Raw genomic sequence first — 16,395 nt, forward strand, 5'->3', positions numbered from 1 at the left:
GAAATAGAAAGTATTAATTAATTATTTTCAGGAATTGATGGAGTATCTTCAGTTTTTTCTTCAACTGTGTCTAAAACTGATCCTGTAGGCGTTAATTCTGCTCTTGAAATTATTGTCAGTGCAAGGCTACAAATGATAAATAAAGTTGCAACTATCGCAGTTGCTTTGGTAATAAAACTACCAGCTGATCTCGATAGCATGAAATTTTCTTGTGAAACACCAATACCTAGAGCGCCACCCTCTGATTTTTGAAGTAGCACAAGCACAACTAAAATAAATGCAAGTATGATGTTAATTACAAGTAATAATGTTTCCATGGGGGACTAATTAATGGTTTTTTTAATTATATCAATAAATTTCTTTGGATTTTGTGATGCTCCACCTACTAAAAAACCATCTATGTCAGGAATTATTTTTAATTGATCAACATTTTTACTGTTAACAGAGCCTCCATATAAAACTTTTAGAGATTTTTTTCCAAATTTACTTTTTATAAATTTAATTGATTTAGACAGTTCCTCTGATGAAGGAATTAAACCAGTTCCAATTGACCATACTGGTTCGTATGCAATAATTATATCATTAATTTTTTTGATAGATTTTAATCCTTTCTTTAATTGACTATCTAAAACTTGATTAGTCTTTTTATCTCTTTTTTGTTTTAGAGTTTCACCAATACAAAAAATAATTTTTAAACCAGATTTAATTGAATTTTTTATTTTAAGATTAATTAGATTGTCATTTTCTCCAGCCATTCTGTTTTCGGAATGACCCAAGATCACATATTTTGCTCCAACACTTTTAAGCATTCTTGCATTAACCTGACCTGTAAAAGCTCCATAATCTAAATTTTGATGAGAATTTTGTGCACCAACTTCAATATTTGTTTTACTAAGTCTTTTTGAAATTGGACGTATTAGAGTATTTGGAGGACAATAAATTAGTTTGAACTTATTTTTTTTATGACTTTTTGAGAATTTAATAACTTTATCTAATGAATTTATAGTTTTTAAATCTCCAAACATTTTCCAATTAGCTATAAAATACATATATTTATTTGTCATAATTGACTTTTTAATCTATAGATTTGTTTTTTACAGATCAATAAATTTATAACGTTATGGTTGAAAAATTAAAAAATTTAGGTTGGAAACAATTTGGTGGATTAGTTCTAATAGTAATCATCATAATAGCTTTTGGCTTTGGTGGATTTGGTGGTGGCTTTAGCACTAACAATCAAAATAACATTGCTAAAATAAATAAAACTAACGTAACCACTCAAGATTTCATGGACTATGTCAATCAAAGTGGAATTTCACAAGAAGCAATAAGAAATAATTTAGACAACAACATTATAGAAGAATTATTATCAGGACTTATTTCAACAACTTTAATTGATCTAGAGATTGAAAATTTTAAACTTTCTATAAACGAAAAGACAATTTTAAAATATTTAAAAGACAATAAAAATTTTAAAGACGAGAACGGTGCTTTTGAAAGAATTAAATATGAAAAATTTTTACTTTCAAATAATATGTCTGCTCCTTTGTTTGAGTTGAAATTAAAAAATCAAGGTTTACAGAAACACTTATTTGATTTTATCGGTGCAGGCACTGTTACCCCTGAATTTCTAATAGAAAGTAAATTTGAAGAAAACAATAAATCATTATCTATTGAATACTTCGATATGGAAAATTTATATAAGATTGCAGATGACTATACATCAGATGAAATCAACTCATTTATTGAAGAAAACAAAGATCAATTAAAAAGAGAATATATTGACTTCAAATATGTGGTTTTAAATCCAAAAAATTTAATTGGAATTGATGAATTTAATCAAGATTTTTTTAACGAGATTGATGCAATAGAAAATAAAATTTCTCAAAATGAAAGTTTTAGTTCGATAATCGAAAACATAAATGTAGATTTGAATAATATTAATGAATTTGCTCCAGATGAAAACTCTAGTATGAACGAAAAGTTAATTTACTCTAAAAAATCAAGCAAATTAGATATATTTGAAAGTGGCGATAATTATATTCTTTATAATATAGAGGATGAATATGATCGTTCACCAGATCTAAATGATGAGATAGTAAAAAGTGAAATTGTCGAGCTTATTTATCAAAAAGGTAAATTTGATTACAATAGAAAAATAATTGAAGAAATACAGAATGATGGATTTAATGAAAGTAAATTTATAGAGTTAAGTTCAGGTAAAATCCAAACTGGATTAATTAATTCAATTAGTGATGATAGGCTGTTTGAAGTAAATTCAATTAAAATGCTCTACTCATTACCTCAAAATTCTTTTGCTTTAGTAAACAATACTAATAATCAAATATTTTTAGTCAAAATAAAAGATGTAAATAAAAATACTATAAATAAACAAGGTGAAGAATACAAAGGATTTGTAAATTCACAAAATACAAACAACAGAAAAAGTATTTTACAATCTTACGATACCCTGTTGAATAATAAATACCAGGTTCAATTGAATCAAAAAACTATTGATAGAATTAAAAACTATTTCAAATGATAATTAATCGAAGCTTCAAAGATTTTAAGTTTCGACATAGAAGCAAAAAAAATCAGATTATATACACTTCTAAAAAAGTAAATTCTGATGATGAAGTAATAAATTTAATCGATAATTTTTTAGAGGAAAAAAATAGTTTTATATTTGAGTCTGTTGAAAAAGGAAAAATTAAAGGTAGATACACAATTTTTGGTAAAGATCCTGATAAAATATGGGAGTTCAACAACCAAAAGTCATATTTAATCACTGAAAATAAAAAAATCATTCTTAAAGATAAACCAGAAGAGATAATAGAAAAAATTATTGAAAATTTTAAATTTGATACACCTAAAAATTTACCTAAGATTTGTTCGCTAATTTCTGGTTATTTTTCATACGACTCTATTAGGTACATAGAAAAAATTCCTAACTCATGTAAAAATGATCTTAATTTACCTGATGTAAGATTGATGAGACCAAGAACCTTGGTTATTCATGATAATTTAAAAAAAGAAATATTTTATATAAGTAATGTTTTTAATGATGAAAAAATTAGAAATTATCAAAAAAAGTATGACACTATAAAAACTGATCTATTTAAACTATTAATTCAATCATCGATCAAAAATATTGATACAAAAAGAGTATTTGAAGAAAAAAAAATTAAAGTTAAATCAAACACATCTAAAAATAAATTTCTTGCAATGGTTAATAAAGCTAAGAAATACATTAAACTTGGTGATATTTTTCAAGTTGTTTTAAGTCAAAGATTTGAAGCAAAATTAACAAAAAAACCTTTGGAAATTTATAAAAAACTTAGAGTAACTAACCCCTCTCCTTTTATGTTTTACTTCAACTTTAATGACTTCCAAATTATTGGGGCAAGTCCAGAAATTTTAGTAAGACTAAGAGATAATAAAATTACAGTTAGACCAATAGCAGGTACTAGACCAAGAGGAAAAAATAAAAAAGAAGATCTTTTTTATGAAAAAGACCTTCTTAAAGACAAAAAAGAACTTTCTGAACATTTAATGCTTTTAGATCTAGGAAGAAATGATGCTGGTAAAGTATCCAAAATAAATACTGTAAAGGTAACTGAGAGTTTCACAATTGAGAGGTACTCTCATGTAATGCATATAGTTTCCAATGTAGTTGGAGAGTATAATAAAAAGTTTTCAAAATTTAAATCACTGTTGGCAGGATTTCCTGCTGGTACAGTATCTGGTGCTCCTAAAATAAGAGCAATGGAAATTATTGATGAATTAGAAACGTCAAAAAGGAAAGTTTACGCTGGTGGAATTGGATACTTTTCTGCTAATGGTGAATTTGATACTTGTATTGCATTAAGAACAGCTGTGGCAAAAAATAAAAAATTCTATGTACAAGCTGGAGCAGGTATCGTGGCTGATAGTAAGCCTACAAACGAATATGATGAAACAGTGAACAAGGCGAAAGCTTTGATAAATGCTTTAAGATAATGAAAATATTATTAATAGATAATTATGATAGTTTTACATTTAATCTTTATCATTACATTTCTTCATTAGATGTAAAAGTTGATGTCATAAGAAATGATAAAATTAACTCTAAAGAAATATTAAGAAAAAAATATGATAAAATTGTTATTTCACCTGGACCTGGAAATCCAAATCAATCTGGAAATTGCATAAGCATTTTAAAATCATTGCATAAAAAATTGCCCTTTTTAGGTGTTTGTCTTGGACATCAAATTATAGGTCAAGTCTTTGGATCTAAAATTATTCAAGCAAAAAAATTAATGCACGGAAAAACTAGTAAAATTAAATCACAAAAAATTGGGATTTTAAAAAATCTACCTCGTACCTTTGAGGCTACAAGATATCATAGCTTAATTATTGATAAAAAAACCCTTTCGAAAGATTTAGAGATTACAGCTGAAACTGATGATGGGGTAATTATGGCTATCCAACATAAGCAATTTAATATTCATGGTGTGCAATTCCATCCAGAAAGTATTAAAACTAAGATAGGAATTAAAATTTTAAAAAGTTTTATAAATTATTAATTTTATGGAAAAGATTTTAGAAAAACTTAAAAATAAAGAAAATTTAACCTTTGAAGAAAGTAAGTCAGCATTTGAAATTTTAATGACTGGTAAAGCTGATGAGGATCAAATCTATAATTTTTTAACACTTCTGTCTGAAAAAGGAGAAGTTGCAGATGAAATTGCTGGAGGTGTTTATGTTCTTAGAGAAAAATCTAAAAGAGTAAACGTTCAAGATTGCATAGATACATGTGGTACAGGTGGTGATGGCATGAACACTGTTAATATATCAACTGCATCAGCCTTACTTTTAGCTAGTATGGGTATAAAAGTTGCAAAACATGGCAATAAAGCAGTATCTTCAAAATGTGGCTCTGGAGACGTTTTGGAAGCTCTTAATATTAAAATTGATTTAGAACCGAAAGAAATAGAACAAGAAATAAACAATAACAATTTTGGATTTATGTTCGCTCCAAATTATCATAGTGCCATGAGATTTGTAGGTCCTGTAAGAAAGAAAATTGGTAAAAGAACTATTTTCAACATGATTGGTCCTTTAAGCAATCCGGCTCTAGTAGAAAGGCAGGTTGTTGGAGTATTTGATAAAAAATTGTTAAGAATTTTTGCAGAGGGATTAAAAAATTTAAATATAAAATTTGCATGGATAGTAAATAGCGAAGATGGATTGGATGAAATATCTCCTTATGCAAAAACAAATATAATACAATTGAAGAATGGAAAAATATCTGAAATCTTGGTTGATCCTAATTCAATTGGTGTGAATGCAGAAAAATTTGAGAACTTAATTGGTAATGATGCAAAATTTAATGCAGATAAAATGATTGAAATATTTAAAGGCAAAGATAATGATTTTTCAAAAGCAGTTTGTTTAAATGCTGCAGCTGGTTTAATCGTTGCAGAAAAGTTTGTTGATTTTGAAGAGGCCTATAATCACGCAAGACAATTTATTCTTTCTGGTAAAACTTTTTCACATTTGGAACAAATACAAAATGTCTGAAAACGTTTTAGAAAATATAATTAAAAAAAAAATCGAAAAAATTGATAATCTAAAAAAATCAATAGATCTTAAAAAATTAGACGAATTAATACAAAAAAATAAATCATACATAAATTTTAAAGATAAAATTGAGAACAATTTAAAAGACAATAAAACTTCAATTATTGCTGAAATAAAAAAAGCAAGTCCTTCTGCAGGTGTTATAATTGAAGACTACAATCCAGTAGAAATAGCTAATATTTATTTAAAAAATAATGCTACTTGTTTATCAGTTTTAACCGAAGAAGATTATTTTTTAGGAAATTTAATTCATATAAGCAAAATAAAAGATAAGGTTAATTTACCAATATTATGTAAAGATTTTTTTATTGATACTTTTCAAGTGCCACTTGCCAAAAGTTATGGTGCAGATGCAATTCTGATTATTTTAGCTGGTGTCTCAGATGATCTTGCAAACAATTTATATCAAGAGGCATTGAAATTAGATATGTCAGTAATAGTAGAAGTGCATACTGTTGAAGAGGCTCAAAAAGCATTAAATTTTAAAGATGCGCTAATTGGTATTAACAACAGAAACTTAAAAACACTTAAAACTGATATAAATACAACCTATGATATTTACAATGTTGTAAAAAACCACAAAGGACCTCTAATTTCTGAGAGTGGTATTAAATCTAAAGAAGAATTATTGGAATTAAACAATAAGACTTCGATTAATACTTTTTTAATTGGTGAATCACTTTTGAAAAAATTGGATGAAAATTCAATTTTTTCAGTTTTGTAGTCAATTTAATCCCTATTTTACTAGCATTTTTTAGTATTGTTAAAACAAAAGAACTTTTATAGAACATCTTTTGTACGATATTTGTTCTTATGCTAACAAAAAAACAAAAAAACTTACTTTTATTTATCAACAAGAAGTTGAGAAGTTCTGGTGTATCTCCTTCTTACGAAGAGATGAAACAATCTCTAAACTTAAAATCAAAGTCAGGTATTCATAGATTGATTAGCGCCTTGGAAGAAAGAGGATTTATTAAGAGATTAGCTCATAAAGCGAGAGCTTTAGAGGTAGTAAAATTACCTGAAACAGCTTCAGCAAATGATATTTACAATAGTTTTTCGCCAAGTGTTATCAAAGGTGGTTTAGACGAAGAAACTAACAATTCTGATGAAATGGAAGTTCCAGTATTAGGAAAAATTGCAGCAGGAACTCCTGTTGAAGCAATACAAAATGAAGTTTCAAGAATACCATTACCAAATAATTTAGAAAAAAATGGAGATTATTTTGGATTGAAAGTTCAAGGTGACTCAATGATTGAAGCTGGAATCCACGAAGGAGACACAGTTATTATTAAAAGAACAGATACAGCAGATAATGGAAAAATTGTAGTCGCATTAATTGACGAGCACGAAGCAATGTTAAAAAGAATTCGTAAAAAAGGTAAAGTTGTTGCATTGGAAAGTGCAAATAGAAACTATGAAACCAAAATATTTGGCCCCGATAGAGTAAAAGTTCAGGGTGTTTTAGTATCTTTATATAGAAACTTCTAAAAAAATAGTCTAAACATCTCTGATGTCAAAAGTAGCAACCCGTTTTGCTCCCTCTCCTACTGGAGCTCTTCATATTGGCGGTGTTAGAACCGCCTTGTTTAATTGGTTATATTCAAAAAATCAAAAAGGCACTTTTCATTTAAGAATTGAAGATACTGACAAAGAAAGATCGAAAGAAGAACACAAAATACAAATAATTAAATCCCTAAATTGGTTAGGGATAAAACATGATGGTAAAGAATATATTCAGTCAAATAAAATTGATAATCATGTAAAAATTGCAAATGAATTATTAAAAAATGGGTATGCCTATAAATGTTACTGTTCACCTGAAGAGATAGAAGAGCAAAAAAAAAGAGCTAGACAAAAGAAAATACCTTATATTTACAACAGAAAATGGAGGGATGCAGAAGAAAAAGATGCTCCTAATGAAATTAAACCTGTAATCAGATTTAAAAGTAAAATTGAAGGAAGTTCAATTCTTAAAGATTTGGTTCAAGGTGATGTTGAAATAGAAAACAGCACAATAGAAGATTTTGTAATATTAAGAAATGATGGAACTCCAACTTATAATTTGTCAGCAACTGTAGATGATCATGAAATGGGAATGACGCATATAATTAGGGGTGATGACCATAAAATAAATACTTTTAAACAGATACAAATTTATGAAGCAATGAAATGGGATGTACCACTGTTTGCCCACATACCTTTAATTCATACAATAGAGGGTAAAAAATTATCCAAGAGAGATAATGCTTCAACATTGGATGACTATTCAAAAATTGGAATTATGCCTGACGCATTAAGAAATTATTTACTAAGACTAGGATGGTCATATCAAGACAAAGAAATATTTACTTTAGAGGAAAGTATTAAATTTTTTAACTTAGAAGGAATTGGAAAATCACCGTCAAAATTAGATATGAGCCGTATTTTATCAATGAATGAGCACTATATAAAAAATATTGATGAAAACGATCTATATGATCATCTTTTAAGATATTGTGAAGAATATAAAGATAAAATTAATACAGAAAAAGCATCAAAAATAAAATCATCTTTAGTATTTTTAAAAAACAAAGCAAAAACACTGGAAGAAATATTTAATAATGCAAAATATATTATTAATGATGAAGTTAATTTTAATGAAAATGATTTAAAACTAATTGACGATAAATCAAAAAAAATAATTAATGAATTTCAAGATGAAATTAAAAACTTAGAAAGTTTAACTAGAGATAATTTAGAACCAATAGTTAACAACTTGATAAAAAAACATGAAACAAATTTCAAAGGTGTAGGTCAACCGTTAAGAGTAGCCCTAACAGGATCTAAATTTGGACCAGGCCTATATGATATTGTTATATCTTTAGGTAAAGCAGATGTTGAGAAAAGATTAAGAAAGATACTTAATTAAAATAGAACTTGCCTCACCAGCTGATGAAGTTTTAGATCTGATGCCCTCTAAAGTTTTAGAGCATTCACTTACTTGTTTTTTCATCAAAATGGGGTTTTTAAGAAAATAAATAACAGACCTATATATTTCATCTGCATTACATTCTTTTTGAAGTAATTCAGGAATTACCTCACGATTATTAATTATATTTATAATATTTGCAAATTTTACATTAACTAACATTTTAAAGATCATAAAATTAATAAAACTAAGTTTATAAATAATAATTGATGGAACATTAAAATTACAAATTTGCAACGAAACAGTTCCGGATTTTGAAACAGCAAAAATAGATTTGGACAAAATTTCAGATTTAATATTTTCTTCAGATACAATATCTATATTTTCAACGTTGAATTTTTTTACATACTCTAAAATTAAATTTTTATTTTCTTCGGTTGCATGAATGTAAAAAAAATATTCCTTATGCTTTTGGTTCATTAATTTAATAAAACCTAATAATATAGGTAGCAAAACATTAGTTTCAGAATTTCTGCTACCAGGAAATAAAGATATTATTTTTTTATTTTTAGGTAAAATATTGTCAATAATAGTTTTGTTATTTTGATTTATTTCTATTAGAGGATGGCCAACAAAAGTATTATTAATATTTTCTTCGTCAAAGTATTTTTTTTCAAATTCAAACAACAAAAGAATATGATCAATAAATTTTTTAATTTTTTTAACTCTATTTTTTCGCCACACCCATACCTGAGGTGCTACATAATGAATTGTTTTAATGTTGCTGTTTATTTTTTTAACCTTTTCTGCTACCCGTAAAGTAAAATCAGGACTATCTACACTTAGCAATATATCAGGATTAAATTTTATTATTTCTTCTACAGTTTTATTTATTTTTGATTTAATTCTAAAAATATTAAGCAATACACTTGTAAATCCTAGGTATGTAATTTCCTTCAAATCATAAATAGATTTAATTCCTAGATTCTGTAAGTGAGTACCACCAACGGATAAATATTCAATTTCAGGATTTTCTAGTTTTAATCTTGAAATTAAAGTTGAAGCAAGTTTGTCTCCTGATGGTTCGCCAGTTAATACAAAGATTTTTTTCATATAACTTTAATAAAAATTTTGTTTTTATTAGCAAAATTTAATACTTCTTTCTTATCAAGAAAAATATTCTTTTTAGATTTTAAAACTAGACCTTTTAATCCATATTTTTTTATATCTTTTAAGGTTTGCAAACCAACAGTTGGTAAATCCATTCTTAAATCTTGTTTAATTTTAGGTAATTTTATTAATATACCTTGTGAATTTTTCTTTACTTTTGAAAGCATTTTTTTTGTTCCTTGCCTTCCCTCTTTTGCAATTATTTTTTCATCTTTGACAACTAAAGCCTGTATATGATCCAAACTATTAATTTTATTGAAATAATTTTTAGCTTTTTTAATTGAGTTGTTATCATTCTTATTAGGCTTATTTTTTGTATAATTTCCTTTTTTAAGAGATAGTTCTGGATTAAAATATACAGAGCTAATAACTTTAATATCTTCATCTGCTAGGATCTTAATTATAGATTTTATAATTGCAGCATCACCAATTTTTGAAGCTCTAATAATACTTGGCATATAATATATACCTTTTAAATCTAATCTAAGGGATGTAAAATTAGGCTTTGCTATTTTACCTGCAAACAAAACTTTTTTAGATTTTTTTTCTTTAATTAATTTGATTATTTTTCCAAATTTTCCAATGCTAATCCTGTAAGAATTTTTATCTCTTTTAAATTTATTATTTTTAGAAAAATCTATAATAAAATATTCTTTATTTAATTTTTTAATTTTCTTTAAAACTATTTCAGGAAAATCTGTGTCACCTAAAAATAAACCAATCATTTTATTTTGAAAAGGGAGTGCAAATTGGTCTTTTCTTATCTTTTTCTATAAAACTAACTACTTCGGAAACTAATTCATTTTTTCTTAAATCGTTTGATAAATTACTTAAATTCTCTGTTAAATTCTCATTATTAAATATTATTTTATAAGCTTCACTAAGAGATAATATTTCTTTATTTGGTATATCTTTTCTTCTTAAACCAATAAGATTTAACCCTTGCAATATACTTCTATTTCCATGTGCTATACCATACGGTATCACATCTCTTACTACACCACACATCCCACCTATCATTGCAAATTTACCAACTCTAGTAAATTGTTGTACAGCTGAATTGCCACCAATTATGGCATTATCATCAACATGAGCATGGCCACCTAATGGAACATTGTTTGCTAAAATAACATTATCACCAACAATACAATCATGAGCAATATGAGAAGACACCATAAACAGACAATTATTACCTACTTTAGTTTTACCTCCACCACCTTCTGTGCCTGGATTTATAGTAACGTATTCTCTTATTTTATTATTGTCACCTATCTCTAATAAAGTTTTTTCACCCTTAAATTTTAAATCTTGTGGATCATTTCCTATAGACACAAATGGATAAATTTTATTATTAGCACCAATCTTAGTATTACCTGTTATATTTACATGAGACTGAATAACTGTTCCATCTCCTATTTCTACATTTGGGCCAATAACAGAATAAGGTCCAATTGTTACATTTTGAGAAATTTTAGCATTTGAGTCTATAATAGCTGTTTTGTGAATCATTTGTTGTCTCTTAAAAATTCTCTAATATTTTTTGCTGGATAACCCATTACTTTTGTATTATCTGGAATATTTCTTATTACTCCAGAGCCACCTCCTATTTCTACATTGTTACCAACTTTAATATGTCCTGAAATTCCTGCTTGGCCACCTATTTTCACGTTTGAACCAATAATTGAACTGCCTGCAATTCCTACTTGACCTGCTATAATAGAGTTTTCTCCTATTTTAACATTATGAGCTATATGTATTTGGTTATCTAAAAAGGTGTTTTTACCAATAACTGTATTTGACATCGAACCTCTATCAATAGTAGAACCACATCCTATTTCACAATTTTCCTCAATAATTACAATACCAATATGTGGATATCTTAAATTCTTATTTTTATTTGGAAAGAAACCAAAACCATGTTTTCCAACTACACAATTATCTAAAATTTTAACGTCATTACTTATAAGTGAATTTCTTATTATTGTATTTGAACCTATAGAGCAATTATCTCCAATAGAAACATTTTTTTCAATTATTGTGTTATGACCTATCTTACAATTTTCACCTATTGATACATTTTTTCCTATTAAAACATTTTTACCAAAAATAACTTTATCCTTAAAATCTGTTTCACTAATATCAATTGCAGTATCATCAAAATCATCGTTGATAGCATTAGGATAAAACATTGATGTGATATTAGATACAGATAGTAATACATTTTCAACAATTAGAGGGACACAATGATTTGGAAGTTCATTTTTTAAATTCTCTGTCGTGATGCAAAAAGATGCTTTAGTTTTTTGAGCTAAATCTTTATATTTTTTTGAATGTAGAAATGTAATCTCAGAATTATTGCAGCTGTATAAATCCTTTATATCTTTAATTTCAAAATTCTTTGGTACAGATGCGTTTTTAATTTCAAGAAAATTTAAAATATCATAAATTAAAAAAGGACCTTTATTTTTAAAGAAGGGATTAGACATAATTGCTTTTAACAGAGCAATTATTTTTGAGTTATCAATATTTATTGCTATTTATTTCTTATCTACAATTGTTGCTGACCAAATTGCATCTGCCATTTTAACTTCATTTACAAAAGCTTCACCTTTGTATTTCCAGACTCTACCATGAGATCTTATAGCCTCGATTTTTAAAATTAATTTACAGTCAGGTATAACTGGGTTTCTAAATCGCGCTTTTTCTACACCCATTAAAAATACAAGTTTATTTTCATATGTGGATTTGTCTAAACCATGAGCAGTCAAAGCAGCAGCTGCTTGACCAAACGACTCAACAATTAACACACCTGGCATAACTGGCTGCCCTGGAAAATGTCCTTGTACAAAAAAACTGTCTTTTTTTACATTTAATACAGCGGTTGCAGAAGTGAGTTTAACTATATCGTGTAACTCATCAATTAATAACATTGGCTCCCTATGAGGTAGCAAATCTATAATTTCTTTTTTATAAATAGATGTCATTTACTTTAATTTTGTCTGTCAAGTATTTTTATGATTTCATTAGTTATATTATAATTATTTTTTCCCATTAAAATATGTTTTTTATTTAAAACTAAATCAATTGAATTTTTTTCAACATATTCCTTAACAATATTATTAATTTCTAGCATAAATTTATCTAATTTAGTTTTTCGTGTTTTATCAAAGTTTTGAACTAATTTGTCCTTTTCTGATCTAAAATTATCTAATTTTTTTTTAAAATTATTAACTTTTTCATTGTATGCATCATCAGAAAGAATATTTTTTTGTGACAAAATATTGTTTTCTTCAGATTTAAGATCATTTTCTTTCTGTTTTAAAAAATTTATATTTTCCTGATCCATATTTTTTAGTGCATTTTGAATATTTTTGCCTTTAATTGAATTTGCAAATAAAAAATCAAGATCTAAATAAACAATTTTTTCTTTTGATAAAGCTGGTGATGTTACAACAGCTAATAAAATTAGAATTTTAAATAATTTAAGAAACATTTCTAAAATGTTGTACCTAAATTGAATCTAAATGTTTCTGTTACATCATTTGAACTTTTAGTTATAGGTTGTGCTAATGAAAAATTCATTGGTCCAACTGGAGAATACCAATCTAAACCAACTCCAATTGAACTTCTAATTTCATTATCATCTAATGACGAATTATAATCAACACCCCACAAATTAGCTGCATCCACAAAAATTATAAAATCTGTATTTTGAGAATTTTCTAAAATTTGTGGTAATGTAGTTGTAAAATTTATTGAACTCATATAATTTCCACCAATGTAATCATCTCCATCTTTAGGACCTATTTTACCATACTCAAATCCTCTTAATGTGTTTGATGGAACTGTTAGTCTTTCAGATAATTTAATATCTTCGTCTTTAATAGAGTGAGCGCTTCTTAAAGAAAAAGAAAAAGATGATACATTATTTTCATAAAATTCAGTATAATATGTGTACTTGTATTTATTTACTAATGTGTATGTATCACTTATATAAGGTAAATTTAATGAGTATGAACTTAAGAAACCATCAGTTGTTTGAAATTTTTGGTCTCTTTTATCAAGAGTAAGACCAATGTCCAAAAATAAATCAATATAATCCCCTTCTTGAGCTTGCTGCCTTGCTGAGGCAGTATTGTCGGTTTCAATTCTTTCATAATAATTTGAAGTACCAATTCTTAAGAAAAAATCATCATAGTATTCAAAACCAGATCCAATCTCGAAACCTGTCTTATTAAACTTATAGCCAGAATTTTTTAATCTATCAGTTTCACTTGCATCGATAACCAAAAAGAGAGATTTGTCTGAATTCTTAAAATTTTTATTTTCAATTTCAAACCTTCCTTTAACTGTTTCTGTGCTCAAATTTAAATTAGAATCCAGACTAATTCCTTTTCCTAAAAAATTATTCTCCTTCACACCTACCATAAAGGATGATCCAGTAGTTCCAAAACCAGCACCAGCAGTTATTTCACCTGTTGGCTTTTCTTCAACAGAAATATTAATTATTTTTTTATCCTTAGAAGATCCATCGATAATTTCAGATTTTACGTCTTTAAAAAAATTTAAACTTTTTATATTATTTATTGATTTTGTTTTTAAAATTTCATTATAAGGATCGCCTTCATCTATAAGTAACTGATTTCTGATAACAGTTTCAACTGTTACATTGTTTCCATAGATATTAACTTTTTCTACAAAATTTTTCTCAGTTTCAGAAATAACAAATTTTAGGTTTAACAAATCTCCAACTAAATTTTCTTCAACATCTGATTTAATTGTTTCATATTGTTCATTAAGAACAATTAAATCAATTTCATCCAATATATCTTTTATCCTATTAAGTGAATACGTTTTTCCATTTAAGTTTTTAAATGTTTCATTAATTTTTATAAAATTATTTTTATCATAGTCTGCTGGTAGCTGTAACTCAAGTTTTCCAAATTTAACTTTATTTTTAGCATTAATATTAAAAATCAATTCAAAATTATCATCATCAAACTTTTTAGCAAAAGAAGAATTAATAACAACATTGTAATAACCTTTATTTAAATAAAAATTTTTTAAAAGTTGTAAATCAAAATTAATTAAATTCTCATTTAAATATTTTTTTCCACTCAAGAATTTCCAAAATTTATATTCTTCACTAACTATTACTCTTTTTAATTTTTGATCTTTATAAATTTTATTCCCTATAAATGTTATTTTTTTAATTTTAGCCTTCTCACCAAGATCTATTTCAAAAATTAAATTTATCTTATTATTTCCTATTTCTTCTTTAAAAACATTTAGCTTTGCTTGAATATAACCTTGTACTTTAAGTACATTTAGTATTTTTTCTTTTTCATTTTTTAAAATAATTTCATTGAAGGATGATTTTTCTCTTAAAGACAAAACAGTTTTAATAGCTTCCTGAATTTTTTTTGCTTTAATACCTTCAATCTTTATATTCGATATTATTGGATTTTCTTCAATGTAAAATTTTAGAATATTTTTTTCAAAGTTAATTTCAATATTTTTAAAAAAATTAGTTTCATAAAGATTTTTAATTAAATTATTAATTTGATTAGCTGAAACCTCATCTCCTACATTAATATTGGATAACATTTTTATTGTTTCTAATGGAATTCTTTCATTACCTAATACCTCTATTTTTAATACTTTTTCTGCATTTGAATGATTAATTAATAATAAAATAATCACTATTAATGATAAAAAAAAGTTTATAGAATTTTTAAGCATTTTTGGATTTATACACTTTTTCTAAAACTTTTAAATGTACATATTTTTCTATTTTAATTATTTGATCTACGTTTAGAGGTTGAATCTTTTTAAATTTTAAAAATTCTTTTTGCTTTAAGAGCTTAAATAAATATTTATTTATATCTATAAACTTAATTTTTTTTTTTAAAAATAAATTAACTAATGTATCATTCATAGATACAATAACTGTTTCATAGAGAGAGTTGGTGTTTTCAAGTAATTTAAGTATTTTAATTACAGGATATCTTTTTGTATCAACATTATTCAAGTTTAAATTATTTAGTTTATCAATATCTAGATTCTTTGAATTATATATCTTATTACTCTTATAAAAAAGGGTATTAAAAATAGGAATTTTCATTGTAGTTTCATGAGCAACTAATTTAATTAACCCATTATTAAACTTTAAAATAGCGTGTATATAAGATTTTGGATGTATTAAAATTTTAATTTTACTGTATGGCACATCAAAAATGTTTTTAGCTTCAATTACTTCATAAACTTTATTAATCATTGTAGCAGAATCGATTGAAATTTTTTTTCCCATTTTCCAACTAGGATGATTTAATGCTTCTGTCACACTAATGTTGTTAAAATTTTTTAAAGGTTTTTTGTAAAAAGGGCCTCCTGAGGCAGTTAGATATATTTTTTCAATAGAATCAATATCAATATTACTCAATCCATACCATAGTGAAAAATGTTCAGAATCTACTGGAATGAAATCTGTTTTATAAAAATCTAATTTTTTTTTTATGAGACACCAACCACAAATAATTGATTCTTTATTAGCTATAGCAATTTTTTTTGTTAATGGGATTATCTTCAATGTAGGGTCTAAACCATTAATCCCAACAATTGAATTCATGACATAATCAATCTTTTTTTTTATGATTTTGTTTAATTCATTATAATTATTAAATATTTTAATT

At 26.0% G+C, this 16,395-nt stretch carries 17 protein-coding genes; 7 read left to right on the forward strand and 10 right to left on the reverse strand.

What is annotated here, in order from left to right:
- Positions 1–17: 17 nt before the first annotated feature.
- Positions 18–317, reverse strand: coding sequence for a preprotein translocase subunit SecG (gene secG / locus ACTTAO_RS07660; RefSeq protein ID WP_075506676.1), 300 nt, complete (start codon positions 315–317; stop codon positions 18–20).
- A 6-nt stretch (positions 318–323) separates the two neighbouring features.
- Positions 324–1,064, reverse strand: a complete 741-nt coding sequence (tpiA, locus tag ACTTAO_RS07665; RefSeq protein WP_440691785.1) for a triose-phosphate isomerase — start codon at positions 1,062–1,064, stop codon at positions 324–326.
- A 56-nt stretch (positions 1,065–1,120) separates the two neighbouring features.
- Here tpiA and ACTTAO_RS07670 point away from each other — a divergent pair, with 56 nt between their 5' ends.
- The 7 genes from ACTTAO_RS07670 (at position 1,121) to gltX (ending at position 8,533) form a co-directional block, all read left to right on the forward strand.
- Positions 1,121–2,542: a SurA N-terminal domain-containing protein gene (locus ACTTAO_RS07670; RefSeq protein ID WP_440691787.1), complete on the forward strand. Its 1,422-nt coding sequence runs from the start codon at positions 1,121–1,123 to the stop codon at positions 2,540–2,542.
- Positions 2,542–3,999: an anthranilate synthase component I gene (trpE, locus tag ACTTAO_RS07675; protein ID WP_440691811.1), complete on the forward strand. Its 1,458-nt coding sequence runs from the start codon at positions 2,542–2,544 to the stop codon at positions 3,997–3,999. The genes ACTTAO_RS07670 and trpE overlap by 1 nt, the downstream gene beginning before the upstream one ends.
- The gene (locus ACTTAO_RS07680; protein ID WP_440634093.1) at positions 3,999–4,565 is read left to right on the forward strand and encodes an anthranilate synthase component II; all 567 of its coding nucleotides are present in this window, start codon (positions 3,999–4,001) and stop codon (positions 4,563–4,565) included. Before trpE ends, ACTTAO_RS07680 begins: the two co-directional genes overlap by 1 nt.
- A 4-nt stretch (positions 4,566–4,569) precedes the next feature.
- A complete protein-coding gene (gene trpD, locus ACTTAO_RS07685) occupies positions 4,570–5,562 on the forward strand; it encodes an anthranilate phosphoribosyltransferase (RefSeq protein WP_440691790.1) in 993 nt (330 codons plus the stop codon).
- The gene (locus tag ACTTAO_RS07690) at positions 5,555–6,346 is read left to right on the forward strand and encodes an indole-3-glycerol phosphate synthase TrpC (protein ID WP_440691792.1); all 792 of its coding nucleotides are present in this window, start codon (positions 5,555–5,557) and stop codon (positions 6,344–6,346) included. The genes trpD and ACTTAO_RS07690 overlap by 8 nt, the downstream gene beginning before the upstream one ends.
- Before the next feature lie 89 nt (positions 6,347–6,435).
- Positions 6,436–7,113 (forward strand): transcriptional repressor LexA, encoded by a 678-nt coding sequence (gene lexA, locus ACTTAO_RS07695; protein WP_440676839.1) that lies wholly within the window; start codon positions 6,436–6,438, stop codon positions 7,111–7,113.
- A 22-nt stretch (positions 7,114–7,135) separates the two neighbouring features.
- Positions 7,136–8,533, forward strand: coding sequence for a glutamate--tRNA ligase (gene gltX / locus ACTTAO_RS07700; RefSeq protein ID WP_440691794.1), 1,398 nt, complete (start codon positions 7,136–7,138; stop codon positions 8,531–8,533).
- Here the strand turns inward: gltX and lpxB are convergent.
- From lpxB to ACTTAO_RS07740, 8 genes are all read right to left on the reverse strand, one after another.
- On the reverse strand, positions 8,513–9,646 hold the full coding sequence (lpxB, locus tag ACTTAO_RS07705; RefSeq protein WP_440691796.1) for a lipid-A-disaccharide synthase: 1,134 nt from the start codon (positions 9,644–9,646) through the stop codon (positions 8,513–8,515). The genes gltX and lpxB overlap by 21 nt on opposite strands.
- Positions 9,643–10,428, reverse strand: coding sequence for a UDP-2,3-diacylglucosamine diphosphatase LpxI domain-containing protein (gene lpxI / locus ACTTAO_RS07710; RefSeq protein WP_440691798.1), 786 nt, complete (start codon positions 10,426–10,428; stop codon positions 9,643–9,645). Before lpxI ends, lpxB begins: the two co-directional genes overlap by 4 nt.
- A gap of 1 nt (position 10,429) precedes the next feature.
- The gene (gene lpxA, locus ACTTAO_RS07715) at positions 10,430–11,212 is read right to left on the reverse strand and encodes an acyl-ACP--UDP-N-acetylglucosamine O-acyltransferase (protein ID WP_440691800.1); all 783 of its coding nucleotides are present in this window, start codon (positions 11,210–11,212) and stop codon (positions 10,430–10,432) included.
- A complete protein-coding gene (gene lpxD, locus ACTTAO_RS07720) occupies positions 11,209–12,189 on the reverse strand; it encodes a UDP-3-O-(3-hydroxymyristoyl)glucosamine N-acyltransferase (RefSeq protein WP_440691802.1) in 981 nt (326 codons plus the stop codon). The genes lpxA and lpxD overlap by 4 nt, the downstream gene beginning before the upstream one ends.
- Positions 12,190–12,240: 51 nt before the next feature.
- Positions 12,241–12,687, reverse strand: a complete 447-nt coding sequence (gene fabZ / locus ACTTAO_RS07725) for a 3-hydroxyacyl-ACP dehydratase FabZ (protein WP_440691804.1) — start codon at positions 12,685–12,687, stop codon at positions 12,241–12,243.
- A gap of 5 nt (positions 12,688–12,692) precedes the next feature.
- Positions 12,693–13,196 carry an OmpH family outer membrane protein gene (locus ACTTAO_RS07730; protein ID WP_440691806.1) on the reverse strand — a complete coding sequence of 168 codons (504 nt, stop codon included), beginning with the start codon at positions 13,194–13,196 and terminating at the stop codon, positions 12,693–12,695.
- A gap of 2 nt (positions 13,197–13,198) precedes the next feature.
- Complete coding sequence (gene bamA / locus ACTTAO_RS07735; RefSeq protein WP_440691808.1) at positions 13,199–15,445, reverse strand: outer membrane protein assembly factor BamA; 2,247 nt, start codon at positions 15,443–15,445, stop codon at positions 13,199–13,201.
- A partial coding sequence (locus ACTTAO_RS07740; protein WP_440691809.1) for a 1-deoxy-D-xylulose-5-phosphate reductoisomerase occupies positions 15,438–16,395 on the reverse strand: 958 nt, incomplete at its 5' end. The genes ACTTAO_RS07740 and bamA, both read right to left, overlap by 8 nt.

This window comes from Candidatus Pelagibacter sp. HIMB1782 (assembly GCF_052047475.1).
GTDB lineage: Bacteria > Pseudomonadota > Alphaproteobacteria > Pelagibacterales > Pelagibacteraceae > Pelagibacter.

Bases quoted from the DNA above. Each gene is read 5' to 3' on its own strand.
- secG (WP_075506676.1), bottom strand. From the start codon at position 317: ATGGAAACATTATTACTTGTAATTAACATCATACTTGCATTTATTTTA.
- tpiA (WP_440691785.1), bottom strand. From the start codon at position 1,064: ATGACAAATAAATATATGTATTTTATAGCTAATTGGAAAATGTTTGGA.
- ACTTAO_RS07670 (WP_440691787.1), top strand. From the start codon at position 1,121: ATGGTTGAAAAATTAAAAAATTTAGGTTGGAAACAATTTGGTGGATTA.
- ACTTAO_RS07680 (WP_440634093.1), top strand. From the start codon at position 3,999: ATGAAAATATTATTAATAGATAATTATGATAGTTTTACATTTAATCTT.
- trpD (WP_440691790.1), top strand. From the start codon at position 4,570: ATGGAAAAGATTTTAGAAAAACTTAAAAATAAAGAAAATTTAACCTTT.
- ACTTAO_RS07690 (WP_440691792.1), top strand. From the start codon at position 5,555: ATGTCTGAAAACGTTTTAGAAAATATAATTAAAAAAAAAATCGAAAAA.
- lexA (WP_440676839.1), top strand. From the start codon at position 6,436: ATGCTAACAAAAAAACAAAAAAACTTACTTTTATTTATCAACAAGAAG.
- gltX (WP_440691794.1), top strand. From the start codon at position 7,136: ATGTCAAAAGTAGCAACCCGTTTTGCTCCCTCTCCTACTGGAGCTCTT.
- lpxB (WP_440691796.1), bottom strand. From the start codon at position 9,646: ATGAAAAAAATCTTTGTATTAACTGGCGAACCATCAGGAGACAAACTT.
- lpxI (WP_440691798.1), bottom strand. From the start codon at position 10,428: ATGATTGGTTTATTTTTAGGTGACACAGATTTTCCTGAAATAGTTTTA.
- lpxA (WP_440691800.1), bottom strand. From the start codon at position 11,212: ATGATTCACAAAACAGCTATTATAGACTCAAATGCTAAAATTTCTCAA.
- lpxD (WP_440691802.1), bottom strand. From the start codon at position 12,189: ATGTCTAATCCCTTCTTTAAAAATAAAGGTCCTTTTTTAATTTATGAT.
- fabZ (WP_440691804.1), bottom strand. From the start codon at position 12,687: ATGACATCTATTTATAAAAAAGAAATTATAGATTTGCTACCTCATAGG.
- ACTTAO_RS07730 (WP_440691806.1), bottom strand. From the start codon at position 13,196: ATGTTTCTTAAATTATTTAAAATTCTAATTTTATTAGCTGTTGTAACA.
- bamA (WP_440691808.1), bottom strand. From the start codon at position 15,445: ATGCTTAAAAATTCTATAAACTTTTTTTTATCATTAATAGTGATTATT.